This is a genomic window from Streptomyces sp. WI03-4A, assembly GCF_033792105.1.
GTDB lineage: Bacteria > Actinomycetota > Actinomycetes > Streptomycetales > Streptomycetaceae > Streptomyces > Streptomyces collinus_A.
In genome coordinates this window covers 17,675-34,437 of record NZ_JARAUO010000057.1, presented here as the reverse complement: position 1 = coordinate 34,437, position 16,763 = coordinate 17,675, and the positions used below count along the sequence as shown (strand labels likewise).

Here is a 16,763-nt window from a genome sequence, read left to right as displayed (position 1 = left end):
AGCTCCTGGATGCCTGGTGAAGGGGTGCGCCGTTCAAGACGCAATCTAGACGCCCGAGTTGACCGGCGCCGACCGTCCCGTGTTTTCCGCCCCGAGGCCGATCCGCGACCAGCTCTGCGCGTCGCCCCACACCGATCGCCCGCACACGAACGGGCGCAGCCGCGCGGTGAGTCCGGGGTCGCCGCGGCCGCCCAGTTCGTCGGACGCGATCCTGCGGGCGATCCCGGCGAGGAAGTCGGCGATCTGCACCCGGGCGTCCAGCCGCGAGTGCACCAGCCGCACCCCGGCGAGGCCGATGCCCTCCTCCCGGGCCCGCTCCTCGATCCAGCCGATGCGCTGCGGGGTGAGCATGTTCTGCCGGTCGTGCACCAGCCGCACCGGGCGGCCGCCCGCGCTCCAGTGCCCGGCGGTCCGTACGATCGCCGGCAGCAGCGGGTTGAGCACCGGGATCAGCGGCTGCTCCTCGGCCAGCCGGGCCCGGTAGGCCCGTGCCCCCGCCCCGGCCGCGGCCAGCCGCAGCAGCGTGCGGCCGGCCTCCGTGTCCGCGTGCGCCCGGCCCAGCGCGGCCGCGGTCCGCAGGAAGGTGTGCGCCGGCGGCTCCCCGGTGCTCCGGTACCGCAGCAGCCGGTTGGCGGCCTCCAGGAACTCCCGCCACCCGGCCGCCCCGAAGGTGCCCGGCCCCCGCGCGAACAGCGCGCGGGCCTCGGCCGCGTCGCCGAGCAGCAGGTCGGCCACCCGGTCCACCACGAAGAACGACTTCTCCGTCAGATGCACATGCGCGCGGCCGTGCACCGGGCCGCCGTCCTCCAGCAGCCACTCCAGCACCGCACGGTGCTTCTCCCGCAACAGGTGGTTGGCCTTGTACTCCTCCGCGGGCGACCGGATCCGGTGCCGGATCTCCCGTACGCACTCCTCGGCCCGGTCGGCCGGCAGCGCCACGCTCGCGTGCGCGAACACGTCCGTGTTCCCGCCGGTCAGGTTCTCGCCGTCCGAGCCCGATTCGTCGCAGGCGACCTCCAGCACAGGGCCCCGCGCCACCCCGTTCGTCCGTCCCGTCCCGTTTCCGGTCACACCCAAGCCCCCTATCTTGAGCCTCATGACCAGCATCCCGCACGACACACCCGGCGAACCGGATCCGCTGCGCACCCTCGGCCTCGAGAGCCTGCGACGTCGTACGAGCATGAAGTGGCGCACCTACCCCGAGGACGTGCTGCCGCTGTGGGTCGCCGAGATGGACGTACCGCTCGCCGGGGCGGTCACCCGCGCCCTCACCGACGCGCTCGCCCTCGGCGACACCGGCTACCCGGCGGGCACCGGGTACGCCGAGGCACTGGCCGGGTTCGCCGCCAAGCGCTGGAACTGGGACGGGATCGCCGTGGAACGCACCGCGATCGTCCCGGACGTGATGCTCGGCGTGGTCGAGATGCTCAGACTGGTGACGGGGCCCGGGGACCCGGTGATCGTGAACCCGCCGGTGTACCCGCCGTTCTACCAGTTCGTCACCCACATGGACCGCCGCGTGGTGGAGGCCCCGCTCGGCCCCGGCCTGCGCCTCGACCTCGGTCTGCTGGCGGACGCGTTCCGCACCGCGACGGCCGGCGGCGGCCGGGCCGCCTTCCTGCTGTGCAGCCCGCACAACCCCAGCGGCACCGTGCACACCGCCGCCGAACTCGCCGCCGTGGCCGAAGCGGCGGAACGGTACGGCGTCCGGGTCGTCGCGGACGAGATCCACGCTCCGCTCGCCGCGCCCGGGGTCGCCTTCGTGCCGTACCTGAGCGTGCCCGGCGCCGAGCGCGGCCTGTCGCTCATGTCCGCGTCCAAGGGCTGGAACCTGGCCGGGCTCAAGGCCGCGCTCGCCCTGGCCGGCCCGGAGGCCGCGGCCGACCTCGCGCGGCTGCCGGAGGAGGTGAGCCACGGGCCCAGCCATTTCGGCGTCATCGCGCACACGGCGGCCCTGAACGACGGCACCGGCTGGCTCGACGCCCTGCTGACGGGGCTGGCCGCCAACCGGCGGCTACTCGCCGGCCTGCTCGCCGAGCACCTGCCCGCGGTCCGGGCCTGTCCGGCCGAGGCGACCTTCCTGGCCTGGCTCGACTGCCGCGGCCTCGGCCTCGGTGACGATCCGGCCCGGACGTTCCTCGACCGCGGCCGGGTCGCCCTCAGCTCCGGCCTGCCCTTCGGCACCGGCGGCGCCGGGCACGCGCGCCTGAACCTGGCGACCTCCCCGGAGATCCTCACGGAGGCGGTACGGCGCATGGCGGCGGCGGTCGGGGCCGTGGACGGGTCCTGACGGCCCCTGACGGCTCATGACGGCCCCGCCGCGTCCCCTCGTCCCCGTCCGGCTCCCGGGCTCCTAGACTGCCGGGCATGGACGACACGCTGCGGGACCGGCTCGGCTCCGGCAAGTACCTGCTGGTCACCAGCTATCGCAAGGACGGCACTCCCGTCGCGACCCCGGTGTGGGTGGTCCCCGACGGGGACGGCCTCGGGGTGTGGACGACCACCGACAGCTGGAAGGTCAAGCGCATCCGCAGGCGGGCCGACGTCCTCGTCGGCCCGTGCGACGTGCGCGGCCGTCCCACCGGTGACCAGGTCCCGGCCACCGCCGAGATCGCCGACGCGGCCACCACCGCTCGCTACCGCACCCTCATCGCCCGGAAGTACGGCATCGTCGGCCGACTGACCCTGCTGGGCAGCCGGCTGCGGCGCGGCCCGGACGGCACGGTGGGGATCACGGTGAAGCCGAAGCCGTGAAGCCCTGACGGCTGACCCCGGACCCCGGGCCCCGGGGCGGTCGCCGCCCCGGGGCCCGGGCCGGCTACGACGCGTCGAGCACCGTGCCGGTCAGTTCGAGACCGCCGGGCCGCGGCTGGTCGGTCCGGTCGTCGAGCTGCTGGAAGCGCACCGACTCGGCCGGCTCCCGCACCCGGTCCTTGACGGTGGGGATACTGATGTCCGTGCTCGTGCCGCCCGCGGGGATGCTCACCCACAGGAAGAGTCCCCCCGGCACCTTGGACAGCGGCCGCTCCGGGTCGGGCGACGCCCCGCTGGTCTCGCCCAGCCAGCGCGCGGACACGTCCTTCGTGGACAGTTCGGGGCCGGTGGCCGGCGCGACGGCGGTGAAGGCCGTGCCCATGTCGACGTCGACGGGCTCGGACAGCGACACCCGCCACTTCAGGGACTTCCCCTCCGGCACCCGGTCGGCGAGCGGAGTGACGGTCATGGCGGGCGCCGGGTCGTCGTCGTGCACGGTGATCCCGCCCCGGTAGGAGCCGACGACCGCGCCGTGAACCGCCTTGACGAGGATGTCGTGGGTCACGTCGGTGCCGTAGCGGGTGTTGCCCTTCACCACGACCGGCACGTCGATGTCGTGGCCGCCCGGGTGCACGGTGACCAGCCGGTCCGTGCCCTGGCCGGTGACCGGGTCCAGGACGTACACCCGGACCTGGCCGCTGCCGTGGCCCGACACCTCGACCGGCACCCGGTAGGTGCGCTCGCCGGAGTCGCGCTCGGCGACGGTGGTCCGGCCGACGTCCACCCGCGGCAGCTCGGCGGGGCGCACCGCCGGCAGCCCCGGCCGCCAGCCCCACGCGTCCATCAGCCAGGCCCGCCCGGAGCCCGAACGCGGGGTCAGCTCAAGGGACTTGATCTTGTGCAGGTCCAGCCCGGCGCGGCCGGCCGCGGTCAGCGGTACCCGGACCTCCCGCGCCCAGTACGAGGCGGTGCGCTCGCTGCCCGGCAGCCCGTCGATCCCGGCCTCGCCGAGGACCGCCTTGCGGCCCGAGGCGTCGGTGACGGACACGTCCAGGCGGGTGCCGCGGGAGTTCGGCGGCACGAACAGACGCAGCGCCAGGGCCTTGTCACCGCTCAGCGAGACCGGGTTCCTCACCCGCACCCGCGCGGGGGTGCCGGCACGGGTCCACCGCAGGGCGATCGCGCGCCGCCCGGCCTCGCGGTCGGTCTCCCACTGCGCGAAGTGCGGCGAGCTGCCCTTGGCGCCCTGCCCCAGACAGGTCTTGGCCGGTGCCGGGTCGACCGCCGCGCACAGCCGGGCGCCGGTCACGGTCACCCCGCCGTCGGGCAGGAACCCGGCGTCGCGGCGCCCGCCCACGGCGTGGGTGAGGACGCGGGCCGGGTCGGCCGACGGCGCCCGCCTGCCGGAACCGTCGAGCAGCGGCCGTACCCGGTCGTCGCCGGAGAGGAACACCCGGGCTGCGGCCGCTATGTAGGTCGAACCGGCGCGGTGCTGCTGGGTGGCGGTCAGCCGGGTGGCGCTGTGCTGGGAGCACACCGGGTCGCGCTGGTGCGGGTCGTCCGGGAAGTCGTCCTCGGCGGGCGCCGCGGCCTGGCCCGGCGTCCACTCGGAGTTGAAGAAGTTGTGGCTGGCGCCGATGACGTAGACGGCGCTGTGCAGCGCGCTGCCCCGGCTGACGGCGCGCGTGCCGTCGACGTACACCTCGCCCTGGAGGTCGGAGACGTCGCCGTCGCAGCCGGGCAGGACGGTCGCGGACGGCACGTCGGGCACCGGGTTCTGGCCGAAGACCGTGGGGCCGATGAGGACCAGGCCGCGGATGGTCCAGCGGACCGCTCCGTGGTAGCCGTCCTGCGCGGCCGGCGGCGGGTAGAGGCTGTCCAGTGCCGCCCGGTTCACGCCCTCACCGCCTCGCGAGTGGCCGACCAGCATGACCCGGGACAGGTCGGCGCGGGGCGCGTCCCGCACCACGGCCGGCGCGGTGTCGGGGTGTTCGGCCCAGTCGGCCCACCGGGCCAGGTGCAGCCGCACCAGCGAGGAGCGCGCCTGCGCGCCGCCGTCCTCGGCGGCCCAGTCCTGGCCGTTGATGCCGTTCGCGGAGATCGAGACCGTCAGGTAGCCCTGGGAGGCCAGCAGTTTCTGGTCGCGCAGGTAGCCGCGGTGACTGGGCACCGGCTTCGTCCCGGCCGCGCAGGGCCAGTCACCGGTGATGGAGTGGCCCTTGTAGCACGTGTAGTGGCGGCCGTGCAGGAACAGCGCGAGCGGACGCGGCCCGCGGGCGCCGGTCGGCGCGACGACCACCGCGCGCATCTCGACCGGGGCGGCGAAGCCGGGCAGCCGGACCGACGTGAGCCGGTACTCACCCGTCTTGGTGTGGTACGAGCCCGGCTTGCCCGGGTCGACCGCATTGGCCGGCAGCGGTGCCGGCGGCCGGGCCGCCGAGGTGGCCGGAGCCCGGCCGGTGACGTCCAGCCGGCGTCCGCCGGACCAGACCTCGAGTCCCTTCAGGGGCCCGGGATGACCGGCGTCGAGCCGCAGCCGGAAGGTGCGCCCGTCCTCGGCGGGCCGGGGCGTCCCCAGCAGCCGCCCGCCGGAACGGAACTCGACCCGCGCGTCGCCCATGGGCACCGGCCGGTCCGAGCGCCACACCAGCTGCGGCGCCGACCGGCCGCCGGTAATGCCCCACCCGGGTGGCAGCGTCCCGTCGGCTCCTGCGGTCAACGCCCCTGCCGTGGAGTGCGGTTGACCCTGTGCGACTGCCGATCCCGGGGACGCCCCCGCCACCGCCAGCAGCGCGGCGGCGGCGACCCATATGCGCCGGGCACGGACCACAGTTCCTCCTCTGTTCCCGAGGACTCGGGCGTCCCGGCTGTCCCGGGCGCCCCTCGCCCCCGGAGGACGGGAAGGAGACTCTGTGGGTTGCCTGTGAAGGGCAAGTGTTCGATCACAGCGAAGAGTTGGCCGGAAAGGCCGTGGTACCGGGCCGAACGGCCGCAGGGAGGTGGCCGGTTCGGCCCGCGCGCCCTCAGGTCCAGGCGCGGTACGGCTCGTCGAGCAGCTGGAAGACCGGCTCGCCGCGCACCGGGTCCTTGACCGTGGACAGCCGCACCCGGTCGCCGCTGTGGATGCCGACGGGCGGACCCATGACCCGGCCCCGGACGACGAACCCCTCGGCCATCTCTATCAGGGACACGTTGCGCGCCGCGGGCGTGTTGCGGTGCACGATGGTGGAGTGGCGCACCGTCCCGCTGCCCTCGCTGCGCTCCGTGCGCAGCTCGCTGCCCTGGCAGACCGGGCACAGCAGCCGGTGGTACATGGCAGTGCCGCACCAGGTGCAGCGCTGGTAGTGGATGGCGTCCCTGGAGTCCGCGGTGACGGGGTCGAGGACGCCCGCCGCGGAGCCGGCCGCCGAATGCGAGGTGCTTGCTGAGTGGTGGTACACGCTGGTCAACTCCCTGCGCTCGGCCGGAATCCCGCGCGCCCGGCGCGAACCGCGCACGCGTGTGCCCGGTCGAGGTGCCACCGTGCACGCCGACAGAGTATGGCACTGAGTGTCACACGTAAAGGCACTCCGTACCCTTAATCTGCGAAGACTCTGTAAGGGCGCGGTCCCGCCGAGGCGGCCGGTGTGGCCGAGTGCCCGGGCGGTGAGCGGGGTCAGCCGCGGCCGAGCACCGTCTCAAACTCACGGACGACCCGCCACAGGGGCGCGTCCCGGCGGGCGACCAGCACCACCACGTCCTCGGCGCCCTCACCGCGCGGGTGGTCCGGGTCGCCCGGGTGCCCGGGAGCCTCGTGACCGAAAGCGGCCTGGACGTACCCGAGGGCGTGGTCCACCGCCGCGCCCGCGTCGTCCTCGCCGTCCGAACGCAGCCAGGACCGCAGCGCGTTGTTGTGGGCGGCGACGACCGCGGCCGCGACGACGTCGGCGCGCAGCGTCCCCCCGGCCCGGTCCGCGAACCGCCCGCGCAGGTATCCGGCGAGCGCGCGCTCGTAGCGCCACACGACCGAGAGCTCGTACGCGCGCAGCCCGGGCACCTGCTTGGTGAGCCGGTAGCGCTGCACGGAGAAGGTGGGGTTCTCCGCGTACATCCGCAGCACCAGCCGGGCCGCGTCGCACACCCGCCGCACCGGTTCGTCCTCCTCCGCGCTCGCGGCGAGGAACGCGGTCATGTCGGCCAGGCAGCGCTCGTGGTCCGGGAAGACCACGTCCTCCTTGGAGGGGAAGTAGCGGAAGAACGAGCGCCGGCCCACTCCGGCCAGCGCCACGATGTCGTCCACGGTGGTCTGCTCGTACCCGCGTTCCAGGAAGAGCTGGAAGGCCGCCGCCACCAGGGCGTCCCGCATCGGCGGCTTCGCGGCCGGCGCCGCGCTGCTGGAGCTCATGGACGGGAACGTAGCACCCCCGCCCGCATTCATGACACTCAGTGCAGTGTCGGAGCGCGGACGGGGGAACTCAGTGCTCTGCCGCTGAGGGCGGTGACGCGCGGCCTGCCGGGCCTCAGGCCAGGGTGACCTCCACCGGCAGCTTCTTGATGCCGTTGACGAAGTTCGAGCGCACCCGGGGGACCTCACCGGTCAGCCGGATGTCCGCCAGGCGCGGGATCAGCTCCTCGAACATGATCCGGATCTCGGTGCGGGCCAGCAGGTTGCCCAGGCACAGGTGTGGGCTGCCCTTGCCGAAGGTGACGTGGTCGTTGTCGGCGCGGGCGACGTCGAAGTCGTACGGGTTGCCGAAGACCTCCTCGTCCCGGTTGCCGGAGGCGTACCACATCACGACCTTGTCGCCCTCCCTGATCCGCTTGCCGCCCAGCTCCACGTCACGGGTGGCGGTGCGGCGGAAGTGGTAGACGGGGGAGGCCCAGCGCAGGAACTCCTCGACCGCCACCGGGATCAGGGAGGGGTCGTCCCTGAGCCGGGCGAGCTGCTCGGGGTGCTGGAGCAGGGCCAGCATGGAGTGGGTGATGGTGTGCCGGGTGGTCTCGTTGCCGGCGACGACCAGCAGCAGGAAGTAGTTGTCGAAGTCCCGCGCGGAGAGCGGGACCCCGTCCCGGGGGGTGGTGTTGACCAGCTTCGACACCAGGTCCGTGCCCTGGCCGCCGCGCCGCTGCCGGGCCAGCTCCCGCCCGTACGCGAAGACCTCCAGCGAGGCGGGCGAACGGAACGGCAGGTCGCGGTACCTCTCGCTCTCCTCGCTGTGCAGCAGCACGTCCGCGTAGTCGGGGTCGGTGTTGCCGATGATGCGGTTGCCCCAGTCGATGAGCTGCTGGTTGTCCTCGGGCGGCACGTCCAGCAGCCGGGCCAGGACGTTGATGGGGAAGTCGGCGGACACCTCCTTGACGAAGTCGAACCGGCCCTTGGCGAGCGCCACGTCGAGCGTCTTCGCGGTCAGCCCGCGCAGGAAGTCGGTGTAGCTGTTGATCACGCCCGCCCCGAACTGCCGCTGGATCACGCTGCGCAGCGCCCGGTGCCGTACGCCGTCCAGCTCCAGGATGGAGGCCCGCCGCTTGATCTGGTCGTCGTCCACCTCCTCCAGGTTGACGAACCGGGTCGAGGTGAAGGTCTGCGCGTCCCGGTCGACGCGGGCGATGTCGGCGTGCCGGGTGAGCGCCCAGAAACCGGAGTTGGGCGCCTCCTCCGGCTGCCAGTGCACCGGGTCCTCGTGGCGCAGGGTGTGGAACATCCGCCACGGGGTGACCCCGTCGGTGAAGTTGTCGAGGTCGGCGAGGTTCACGTCCACCAGGGGCATCGGGTCGTCGACGGCGGCGGCCGGGGTCTCGGTGGTCATACGGGGGCTCCTGGGGATCGCTGGGGAGGGCGCGTGGGTGTTCACGGGTGCCGGCTCGGGCGGAGTGGCAGGGGGCAGGGAGTCAGAGGCGGCGGGGCGTCGGGGGCGGCAGGGCGCCAGGACGGCGAGGCGTCACAGGTGGTAGGCGTACTCGGTGAACTCCCAGTCGGTGACGAACCGCCGGAAGCGCGCCGCCTCGTCGCGCTTGTAGGAGAGGAAGGACGTGGTGAAGTCCTTGCCGAGGAGCTCGGCGAGGGCGGTGTCCGCCTCCAGCGCGTCGAGCGCGGCGGACAGCGTCGCGGGCAGCGGCGCCGACCTGGCGGTGTCGTAGCCGTAGCCCTCCAGCGGGGGCCCGGGTTCCTCGCCGGCCAGCACGCCCAGCAGGGCGGCGGCCACCGTCCCGGCGATCGCCAGGTAGGGGTTGGCGCTCGCGTCGCCGAGCCGCAGCTCCATGCGGGCGCCGCTGCCGCGCTCCGGCGGAATGCGCACCATGGCGCTGCGGTTGTCCATCCCCCAGTCGATCAGCCAGGGCGCGAGGGTGTCGGGGCCGAAGCGTTTGTAGGAGTTCACCGTCGGGTTGAGCAGCGCGGCGAGCGCCGGGGCGTGCGCGAGGACGCCGGCCACCGCGTGCCGGGCGGTGGCGGCCAGGCCGTACGCCCCGGCCGGGTCGTCGAAGACGTTGCGGCCCTCGGCGTCGGCGCACGACAGGTGCAGGTGGAAGCCGGAGCCGCCGGCGTCGTTGAAGGGCTTGGCCATGAAGGTGGCCAGGCGGCCCTCGCGGCGGGCCAGCTCCTTGACCGCGGCCTTGAAGCGGAAGGCGCGGTCGGCCGCCGACAGGGCGTCGGAGTGGGTCAGGTTGATCTCGAACTGGCCGGCGTCGAACTCGTGGTTGCCGCTGATCACGCCGATGTCCAGGTCGCGGACCTGGCGCAGGGTGCGCAGCAGGTGGTTGTCCGGGTCGGCGCGCAGCCCGGCGGTGTAGACGACGCCCGGGTCGCGGGCGTACCGGCGCCAGCCGCCGTCGGGCGCGGCGTCGCACAGGTAGTACTCGAGCTCCGGTCCGACGACCGGCCGCAGCCCGTGCTCGGCGCAGCGGTCCAGCACCCGGCGCAGCAGGTCGCGGGGCGACTCCGGCGCCGGTGCCCCGGTGGCCGGGTCCACGACCTCGGCGAGGCAGGAGGCGACCCCCGGTTCCCACGGCAGCGCGGTCAGCGTGCCGAGGTCCGGCCGTACGGCGATGTCGGGCAGGCCGGCGTCGAGGCCGCCGCTGACCGGGACCACGTCGCCCTGCGGGCTGGTGTGGTAGACGGCGCGGCAGAAGGCCAGTCCGTGCTCCATGGCCCTCGGCAGCTCCTCGACCAGGACGTCGCGCGCCCGGTCGGTGCCGATCAGATCGGGATAGGTCACCCGGACGACGTCGATGCCGTCGGCGGCGAGCCGGTCCATGTGGCGGCGGACTTCCTGCATGTCATGAGCGCTCACCGTTGTCTCCTGGGGCGGACGTCGGGGCACCTCCGGGACGCGGTGCCCGGGAGGCGGGTGGCGTGGCGAAGAGGGGCCGGGCGGCGGGGGAGAGGCACCGGGGCGGGTGGGTCCCGGGCCGCCCGGGGCAAGTTGTTTGAAGCCAAACGGTAGGGAGCGGGACGTCGCACCGCAAGGTGTCGGCGGCAAGAATTTATCCATCCGGATAGGTATTGACCAGGGGTCGGCCGCTGCCTACGTTGTTTGGAGCCAAACGAGTTCGGGGGGTGGTCGCCACCGGCACCGTCCCCCGTTGGCCGGGGCTCGTCCTGAGCCGGACGGGCCCCACTCTCCCCAGCTTCTCCCCAGGAGGACCGGCCATGAAGGTCGTCGTCGACATGAACAAGTGCCAGGACCACGGCCAGTGCGTCTTCGCGGCACCCGACGTCTTCCAGCTCGACGCCGACGGGCACCTCGGCTACGTCGCCGAGCCCGGGGACGCCCTGCGCGAGGAGGTCGAGGAGGCCGCCGACGTCTGCCCGCTCCAGGCCATCCGGATCGAGGACTGACCCGATGGGCGGTCGCATCGTCGTCGCCGGCGCCTCCATGGCCGGCCTGCGCGCCGCGGAACAGCTCCGCGCCGCCGGCTGGACCGGCACGATCACCCTGGTCGGGGACGAACCCCACATGCCGTACAACCGGCCCCCGCTCTCCAAGGAGGTCCTCGCGGGCCACGCGCCCTTCGAGTCACTGGCGTTCCGCCCCCGGGCGAGCGTCTCCGACGTCGAGTGGCGCCTCGGCCGCCGCGTCGTCGCGGCCCGGCCGGCCGAGCGCGCGGTCGAGCTCGACGGCGGTGAGGTGCTCCGCTACGACGGCCTGGTCGCCGCCACCGGCATGCGGCCCCGGCGGCTGCGCTGCCCGGGGCCGTCCGGCGGCCGCCACACCGTGCGCACCCTCGACGACGCCCAGGGCCTGCGCGAGGCGCTGACCCGGCCGGGCGCCCGGGTGGTCGTGGTCGGCGCCGGCTTCATCGGCTGCGAGGTCGCGGCCACCGCCGTCGGCCTCGGCGTCGCCGAGGTCACCGTCGTCGATCCGCTGCCGCTGCCCATGGCCGGACCGCTCGGCGAGCTGCCGGCCCGCGATCTGCGAACCAGGCACGAGGAGCGGGGCGTTCGGTTCCGGCTCGGCAGCGGCGTCCGCGGCTTCACGGGGGACCGGCACGTCACCGGCGTGGTGCTGGACGACGGTTCGGTGCTGCCGGCGGACGTGGTGGTCGAGGCGGTCGGCTCGCTCGCCAACACCGAGTGGCTGGAGGGCAACGGCCTCGACCTGACCGACGGCGTCCTCACCGACGGACTGCTGCGGGTCGGCGGCCGCCCGGAGATCGTCGCGGTCGGCGACGTCGCTCGCTTCCCCAACGCCCGCTACGACGGCGTACCCCGCCGGGTCGAGCACTGGTCCATCCCCACGGACACCGCCAAGCACGCGGCGAAGACCCTCGTCCACCACCTCCAGGGCGGCGAGCGGCCGGCGCCCTTCGCGCCCCTGCCGACCTTCTGGAGCGACCAGCACGACTTCCGCCTCCAGTCCTTCGGCGCCCCCGCGCTCGGCCGGGACGACGTGCGCGTCCTCGACGGCGAACCGGGCGGGGACGTGCTCGTCGGCTACCACGCGGCCGGCCGCCTGGTCGGCGTGGTCGCCCTCGGCGGCCCGGCCGCCGCCTCCGCCGCCGCCCGCCACCGCGCCGAACTGCTGCAGCAGCCCGCCCTCACCGCCTAAGGAACCCCCGCCATGACCCGTGTCCGCGGATACCTCCACCCCAAGACAGCGAGCGGCGCCTCCTCGCTGATCCCCTCGCCGCCCTGGCGCTACTCCGGCGACCTGCTCACCGTCGAGTACCGCACGGACCCCGCACGGGTGCGCGAACTGCTGCCCGAGCCGCTGGAGCCGGCCGACGAGGACCCGGGCGCGGTGGCGCTGATCTGGGCCGACTGGCAGTCCTGCGCCGCGTCCGGCGACGAACTGCTCGACCCGGTGCGCGCCCAGTACAAGGAGGCCTTCGCCGTCGTCCGCTGCGCGTACCGGGGCCGGACCTACACCCGCTGCGTGTACATCTGGGTCGACAAGGACTTCGCGATCGCCCGCGGCCTGCACCAGGGCTACCCCAAGAAGCTGGGCTCCATCCACCAGACGCGGCCGCACCCCTACGGCCCCGCCCCGCGCATCGAGGCGGGCGCGCGGTTCGGCGCCACGCTCGCCGCCGCGGACCGGCGGCTCGCCCAGACGGTGGTCACCCTGCGGGAGCCCGCCGAGACGAACGGGTTCGTCAACGGCCACCCCATGGCCCACCACCGCTGGCTGCCCTCGATCGAGAAGGGCAAGGGGCTCGCCCTCGACGAGCTGATCGAGTCCGGTGCGGCCTCCTTCGAAGGGGGACAGCCGTGGGTCGGCGAAGCGGAGCTGGAGTTGTTCGAGGCGCCCACGGAAGAGCTGGCGCGGCTGGAGATCCGGGAGCCGATCGCCGCGTACTACCGGCAGGTCGGTGTGGTGTGGGACGGCGGCCGTCTCCTGGAGTCCGGGACGTCGGGAGCGGGTGCCGAGTGAGGCCGTCGTCGACGCGCGGGTGGTTCGTGGCCGGTCGCGCAGTTCCCCGCGCCCCCAGGTGGGCCGCACGTCCCTCGTCCGACAGGAGCCGTTCTCATGCCTGACAAGATCACTGTCGCCGGAGTCGCCGTCGACACCCGGCACTGGATCGGCGGCGAACGCGTCGCCTCCGCCGGCACGTTCACCGACGTCTCGCCGATCGACGGCGCCACGATCGGTGAGATCGCCCGCGGCACCGCCACCGAGGCCGAGGCCGCCGTCGCCGCCGCCAAGGCCGCCTTCCCCGGCTGGGCCGCCACCCCACGCGCCGAACGCGCCCGCGTTCTGCACGCCATCGCCGACGGCGTGGAGAAGCGGATCGAGGACCTGGCACTGGTGGAGACCACGGACAACGGCGCCCTGCTGCGCTCCCACCGTCGCGGCGTCATGCCCCGGGTCGCCCACAACTTCCGCTTCTTCGCGGACCGGCTGCTCACCCTGGACCACGAGGACTTCGACACCCGCGGGCACACCAACCACGTCAGCTGGGACCCGGCCGGACCCTGTGTCCTGATCACGCCGTGGAACGCGCCGCTGATGCTGGCCACCTGGAAGGTCGCCCCGGCCCTCGCCGCCGGCGACACCGTGGTGCTCAAGCCCGCCGAGTGGTCGCCGCTGACCGCCTCGCTGCTCGCGGACATCGCCGCCGAGGCCGGACTGCCCGCCGGTGTGCTCAACGTCGTCCAGGGCCACGGCTCCGAGATCGGCGACGCCCTCACCTCGCACCCGGACGTGCGCCGCATCAGCTTCACCGGCTCGGTGCCGACGGCCCGGCGGATCAGCGCGTCGGCCGCGGCCAACCTCACCCCGCTCAGCCTCGAACTCGGCGGCAAGTCCCCGCTGCTGGTGTTCGCCGACGCCGACCTCGACCTCGCCGTCGACCTCGCGGTGGAGCAGTACGACAACGCGGGACAGGTGTGCCTGGCCGCGACCCGCCTGCTCGTGGAGGAGACGGTCGCCGACGAGTTCACCCGGCGCTTCGTCGGGAAGGCCGCGCGGCTCCGGCAGGGCGACCCCCGTGACGAGGCCACCGACATCGGCCCCACCATCCACCCCAGGCAACTGGAGAAGATCGACGGCTTCGTGCGGCGGGCGCTCGACGCCGGCGCCCGTGCCGTGCTCGGCGGGCACCGCCGGGACGGCCAGTACTACGCGCCGACCCTGCTCACCGACGTGGCGCAGGACTCGGAGATCGTCCAGGAGGAGGTCTTCGGACCCGTCCTGACCCTGCAGACCTTCACCACCGAGGACGAGGCCGTACGCCTCGCCAACGACACCCGCTTCGGCCTCGCCGCCACCGTCGCCACCGGCGACCTGGAGCGCGCCGGACGCGTCACCGCCCGGCTCGTCGCGGGCACCGTCTGGGTCAACTGCTTCTTCGTCCGCGACCTCCAGGCGCCCTTCGGCGGCTCCCGCCACTCCGGCGTCGGCCGTGAGGGCGGCACCTGGAGCTTCGACTTCTACTGCGACCTGAAGAACACCGTCACCGCCCCGAAGGGATGGAAGGACCATGGGTGAGATCGTCGGGGCGGGCCTGCTGGCCCACGTCCCCACCATCGTGCTGCCGGAGGCCGACCGCCTCGCCCTGAACGAGGGCAAGGAGATCACCCTCGTCACCGGCCTCGAGGAGCTGCGCAGGGAGGTCTTCGAGCGCGACGACTACGACACCGTCGTGGTCCTCGACTCGCACTGGGCCACCACCGTGGAGTTCGTCGTCACCGCGCAGCGGCGCCGGGCCGGCCTGTTCACCTCCGAGGAGCTGCCGCGCGGCATGTGCCGGATGCCGTACGACTTCCCCGGCGACCCCGAACTCGCCGACAACATCGCGAGGTTCGCGGACAGGCACGGCACCTGGATCACCGCGATCGAGGACGACCACCTGCCGATCTACTACGCCACCGTCAACCTCTGGAAGTTCCTCGGCGAGGGCCTGCCCGGCAAGCGCTGGGTGACCATCGGCGTCTGCCAGACCGGCGACATGGAGGACCACCTGCGGCTCGGCCGGGCGCTCGCCGACGGCATCGCCGCCACCCCGGGCCGGCGCGTCCTGCTCATCGCCTCCGGCGCCCTCTCGCACACCTTCTGGCCGCTGCGCGAACTGCGCGACCACGAATCCAGCGACCCGGCGCACCTCTTCACCCCCGAGGCGCGCGCGGCCGACGAGGAGCGCATCGCCTGGTTCAAGGAGGGCCGCCACGACAAGGTCATCGACACCATGGACGAGTTCTGGAAGTACAGGCCCGAGGCGAAGTTCTTCCACTACCTGATGATGGCCGGCGCCCTCGGCGAGCAGGCGTGCACCGCCCGGGCCCGCCAGTACGGCGCGTACGAGAACTCCATCGGCACCGGCCAGGTCCACCTCTGGTTCGACCGTCCGGCCGACGGCTGGACCGGCACCGGGCTGCCCGCCGCCCCGTCCCCGCGCACCCCGCACAGCCGCGCCCAGTCGCGTCCCGCCTAGCCGCGTCCCGTCTCATCCAGGAGCCCTCATGCCCGAGTACCGCCGCATCCTGCTGGACGGCGCCGCCGTCCAGGTCACCGTCGACGGGGACGAACTCGTCGCCGGTGACGGCCGCCGCGTCAAGACCGAGGAGGCGCCGCACCTGCCCCCGGTCGTCCCCTCCAAGGTGATCGCCGTCCACCTCAACCACCGCAGCCGCGTGGACGAGTTCCGGATCGACCTGCCGGACACCCCGACCTACTTCCACAAGCCGACCTCCGCGCTCAACGGCCACAAGGGCGCGATCGTCCGCCCCGAGGGCTGCAAGTGGCTCAACTACGAGGGCGAGGTCGCCATCGTCATCGGGCGGACCGCCCGCAACATCTCCCCGGCCGAGGCGGGGGAGTACATCGCCGGCTACACGGTCGCCAACGACTACGGACTGCACGACTTCCGCGACACCGACGCCGGCTCCATGCTCCGCGTCAAGGGCTCCGACACGCTCTGCCCGCTCGGCCCCGGCCTGGTCACCGACTGGGACTTCCACGGCAAGCGGCTCACGACCTACGTCAACGGCGAGGTCGCGCAGGACGGCTCGACCGACGAGATGAAGTGGGACATGCACTACCTCGTCGCCGACATCGCCCGCACCATCACCCTGTACCCGGGCGACGTGCTGCTGTCCGGCACCCCGGCCAACTCGCGGCCCGTCGAGCCCGGCGACGTCGTCGAGGTCGAGGTCGAGGGCCTGGGCAGGCTCACCAACCACATCGTCACCGGGCCCACCCCGGTCCGGACCGACGTCGGCGCACAGCCCACCGAGTCCGAGGAGGTGCTGTCCACGGCGCTCGGCGGCGACTGGGAGTTCCGGGGCATCCGGGCCCCGCGGCGGTGAACCGCGGACCCCGCGCCGCCCGGCCGGCGGGTAGGGTCGCCGCCATGACCGAATCCGCCGAGACCAGGCAGGACGCTCCCGGACCCGCCCGGGACGGCTCCGGCGAGGCCCCGCAGGGCCCGGCTCCCGCGGGGTCGCCGGAACGCGGTACCCGGGAGCGCAGGCGGCTCGGCTACGGCGAGGGCCGCGAGGCGCTGCTCCGGGCCGCCGTCCGGGTCGTCGGGCGCCGCGGGCTGCGGCACCTGACCTACCGGGCCGTCGCCGAGGAGGCGGGCGTCACCCACGGTCTCGTGGTGCACCACTTCGGCTCCCGGGACGCGCTGATCGAGGAGTCCCTCGCCCACGCGATCCGGGTCAGCCTCAGCAGCAGTCTCCTGGAGCCCGGCACCGGCCGTCCCGAGGACTTCGTCGCCGGTCTGACCGAGATGGTGGAGGAGGACGCGGACGGGCAGGCGTACCAGTACGAGCTGCTGCTCGAGGCCCGCCGCCGCCCCGAACTGCTGCCGCAGGTCAGGGAGCTGTACGAGGAGTACTTCGGGGCCTCCCGGCGCGAGCTGGACCGGATCCTGCCGCAGGGGGCGAGCCCGGCCCTCAACCGCGTGGTCTTCGCCGCCCTGGACGGCCTGGTGCTGCACCAGCTCACCGGGATCGCCGACCGCGCGGACACCGAGGCCGGCCTCGCCGAGCTGCGCTCCCTGCTGCGCCTCCTGGGCGGGCAGCCGGCCGCGGAGCGCGACTGAACGTCCCCGCAACGGAACCCCTCGTCGCGGCCGCGGCGGGGGGT

Annotated in this window: 15 protein-coding genes; 9 read left to right on the top strand and 6 right to left on the bottom strand. The window is 73.9% G+C overall.

The features are described from left to right. Positions 1-45: 45 nt before the first annotated feature. Positions 46-1,071 (bottom strand): DUF3800 domain-containing protein, encoded by a 1,026-nt coding sequence (locus PV343_RS36570; RefSeq protein ID WP_319151358.1) that lies wholly within the window; start codon positions 1,069-1,071, stop codon positions 46-48. Between the two features lie 25 nt (positions 1,072-1,096). On the opposite strand from PV343_RS36570, the gene PV343_RS36565 reads away from it, so the two are divergent. Then, positions 1,097-2,290 carry a MalY/PatB family protein gene (locus tag PV343_RS36565; RefSeq protein WP_319151345.1) on the top strand — a complete coding sequence of 398 codons (1,194 nt, stop codon included), beginning with the start codon at positions 1,097-1,099 and terminating at the stop codon, positions 2,288-2,290. Between the two features lie 77 nt (positions 2,291-2,367). Beyond that, entirely contained in the window at positions 2,368-2,754 is a 387-nt protein-coding gene (locus PV343_RS36560) for a PPOX class F420-dependent oxidoreductase (protein ID WP_319151344.1), read from the top strand. 64 nt (positions 2,755-2,818) lie between these two features. Here PV343_RS36560 and PV343_RS36555 read toward each other — a convergent pair whose 3' ends face one another. The 5 genes from PV343_RS36555 to PV343_RS36535 all read right to left on the bottom strand — a co-directional run bounded on the left by PV343_RS36555 (position 2,819) and on the right by PV343_RS36535 (position 10,022). Beyond that, positions 2,819-5,584, bottom strand: coding sequence for a hypothetical protein (locus PV343_RS36555; protein WP_319151343.1), 2,766 nt, complete (start codon positions 5,582-5,584; stop codon positions 2,819-2,821). Positions 5,585-5,777: 193 nt separating this feature from the next. Then, the gene (locus PV343_RS36550) at positions 5,778-6,194 is read right to left on the bottom strand and encodes a Zn-ribbon domain-containing OB-fold protein (RefSeq protein WP_319151342.1); all 417 of its coding nucleotides are present in this window, start codon (positions 6,192-6,194) and stop codon (positions 5,778-5,780) included. A gap of 215 nt (positions 6,195-6,409) precedes the next feature. Next, the gene (locus tag PV343_RS36545; RefSeq protein ID WP_319151341.1) at positions 6,410-7,138 is read right to left on the bottom strand and encodes a TetR family transcriptional regulator; all 729 of its coding nucleotides are present in this window, start codon (positions 7,136-7,138) and stop codon (positions 6,410-6,412) included. A gap of 115 nt (positions 7,139-7,253) precedes the next feature. After that, a complete protein-coding gene (locus PV343_RS36540) occupies positions 7,254-8,540 on the bottom strand; it encodes a cytochrome P450 (RefSeq protein WP_319151340.1) in 1,287 nt (428 codons plus the stop codon). A gap of 132 nt (positions 8,541-8,672) precedes the next feature. Then, on the bottom strand, positions 8,673-10,022 hold the full coding sequence (locus PV343_RS36535) for a glutamine synthetase family protein (RefSeq protein ID WP_319151339.1): 1,350 nt from the start codon (positions 10,020-10,022) through the stop codon (positions 8,673-8,675). A gap of 359 nt (positions 10,023-10,381) precedes the next feature. Here PV343_RS36535 and PV343_RS36530 point away from each other — a divergent pair, with 359 nt between their 5' ends. The 7 genes from PV343_RS36530 (at position 10,382) to PV343_RS36500 (ending at position 16,719) form a co-directional block, all read left to right on the top strand. Then, positions 10,382-10,570 carry a ferredoxin gene (locus tag PV343_RS36530; protein ID WP_319151338.1) on the top strand — a complete coding sequence of 63 codons (189 nt, stop codon included), beginning with the start codon at positions 10,382-10,384 and terminating at the stop codon, positions 10,568-10,570. Positions 10,571-10,574: 4 nt separating this feature from the next. After that, complete coding sequence (locus PV343_RS36525) at positions 10,575-11,780, top strand: NAD(P)/FAD-dependent oxidoreductase (RefSeq protein ID WP_319151337.1); 1,206 nt, start codon at positions 10,575-10,577, stop codon at positions 11,778-11,780. 12 nt (positions 11,781-11,792) lie between these two features. Continuing rightward, on the top strand, positions 11,793-12,605 hold the full coding sequence (locus tag PV343_RS36520) for an acetoacetate decarboxylase family protein (protein WP_319151336.1): 813 nt from the start codon (positions 11,793-11,795) through the stop codon (positions 12,603-12,605). Positions 12,606-12,701: 96 nt separating this feature from the next. After that, complete coding sequence (locus tag PV343_RS36515; RefSeq protein WP_319151335.1) at positions 12,702-14,162, top strand: aldehyde dehydrogenase; 1,461 nt, start codon at positions 12,702-12,704, stop codon at positions 14,160-14,162. After that, the gene (locus PV343_RS36510; RefSeq protein WP_319151334.1) at positions 14,155-15,105 is read left to right on the top strand and encodes a 3,4-dihydroxyphenylacetate 2,3-dioxygenase; all 951 of its coding nucleotides are present in this window, start codon (positions 14,155-14,157) and stop codon (positions 15,103-15,105) included. The genes PV343_RS36515 and PV343_RS36510 overlap by 8 nt, the downstream gene beginning before the upstream one ends. 28 nt (positions 15,106-15,133) lie before the next feature. After that, positions 15,134-15,979: a fumarylacetoacetate hydrolase family protein gene (locus PV343_RS36505; RefSeq protein ID WP_319151333.1), complete on the top strand. Its 846-nt coding sequence runs from the start codon at positions 15,134-15,136 to the stop codon at positions 15,977-15,979. Between the two features lie 44 nt (positions 15,980-16,023). Then, entirely contained in the window at positions 16,024-16,719 is a 696-nt protein-coding gene (locus tag PV343_RS36500) for a TetR/AcrR family transcriptional regulator (protein WP_319151332.1), read from the top strand. Positions 16,720-16,763 lie beyond the last annotated feature (44 nt).

What these genes read in the sequence shown, in the direction of transcription:
- PV343_RS36565 (WP_319151345.1), top strand. Translation starts at nt 1,097, where the DNA reads ATGACCAGCATCCCGCACGACACACCCGGCGAACCGGATCCGCTGCGC.
- PV343_RS36560 (WP_319151344.1), top strand. Translation starts at nt 2,368, where the DNA reads ATGGACGACACGCTGCGGGACCGGCTCGGCTCCGGCAAGTACCTGCTG.
- PV343_RS36545 (WP_319151341.1), bottom strand. Translation starts at nt 7,138, where the DNA reads ATGAGCTCCAGCAGCGCGGCGCCGGCCGCGAAGCCGCCGATGCGGGAC.
- PV343_RS36540 (WP_319151340.1), bottom strand. Translation starts at nt 8,540, where the DNA reads ATGACCACCGAGACCCCGGCCGCCGCCGTCGACGACCCGATGCCCCTG.
- PV343_RS36530 (WP_319151338.1), top strand. Translation starts at nt 10,382, where the DNA reads ATGAAGGTCGTCGTCGACATGAACAAGTGCCAGGACCACGGCCAGTGC.
- PV343_RS36525 (WP_319151337.1), top strand. Translation starts at nt 10,575, where the DNA reads ATGGGCGGTCGCATCGTCGTCGCCGGCGCCTCCATGGCCGGCCTGCGC.
- PV343_RS36520 (WP_319151336.1), top strand. Translation starts at nt 11,793, where the DNA reads ATGACCCGTGTCCGCGGATACCTCCACCCCAAGACAGCGAGCGGCGCC.
- PV343_RS36515 (WP_319151335.1), top strand. Translation starts at nt 12,702, where the DNA reads ATGCCTGACAAGATCACTGTCGCCGGAGTCGCCGTCGACACCCGGCAC.
- PV343_RS36510 (WP_319151334.1), top strand. Translation starts at nt 14,155, where the DNA reads ATGGGTGAGATCGTCGGGGCGGGCCTGCTGGCCCACGTCCCCACCATC.
- PV343_RS36505 (WP_319151333.1), top strand. Translation starts at nt 15,134, where the DNA reads ATGCCCGAGTACCGCCGCATCCTGCTGGACGGCGCCGCCGTCCAGGTC.
- PV343_RS36500 (WP_319151332.1), top strand. Translation starts at nt 16,024, where the DNA reads ATGACCGAATCCGCCGAGACCAGGCAGGACGCTCCCGGACCCGCCCGG.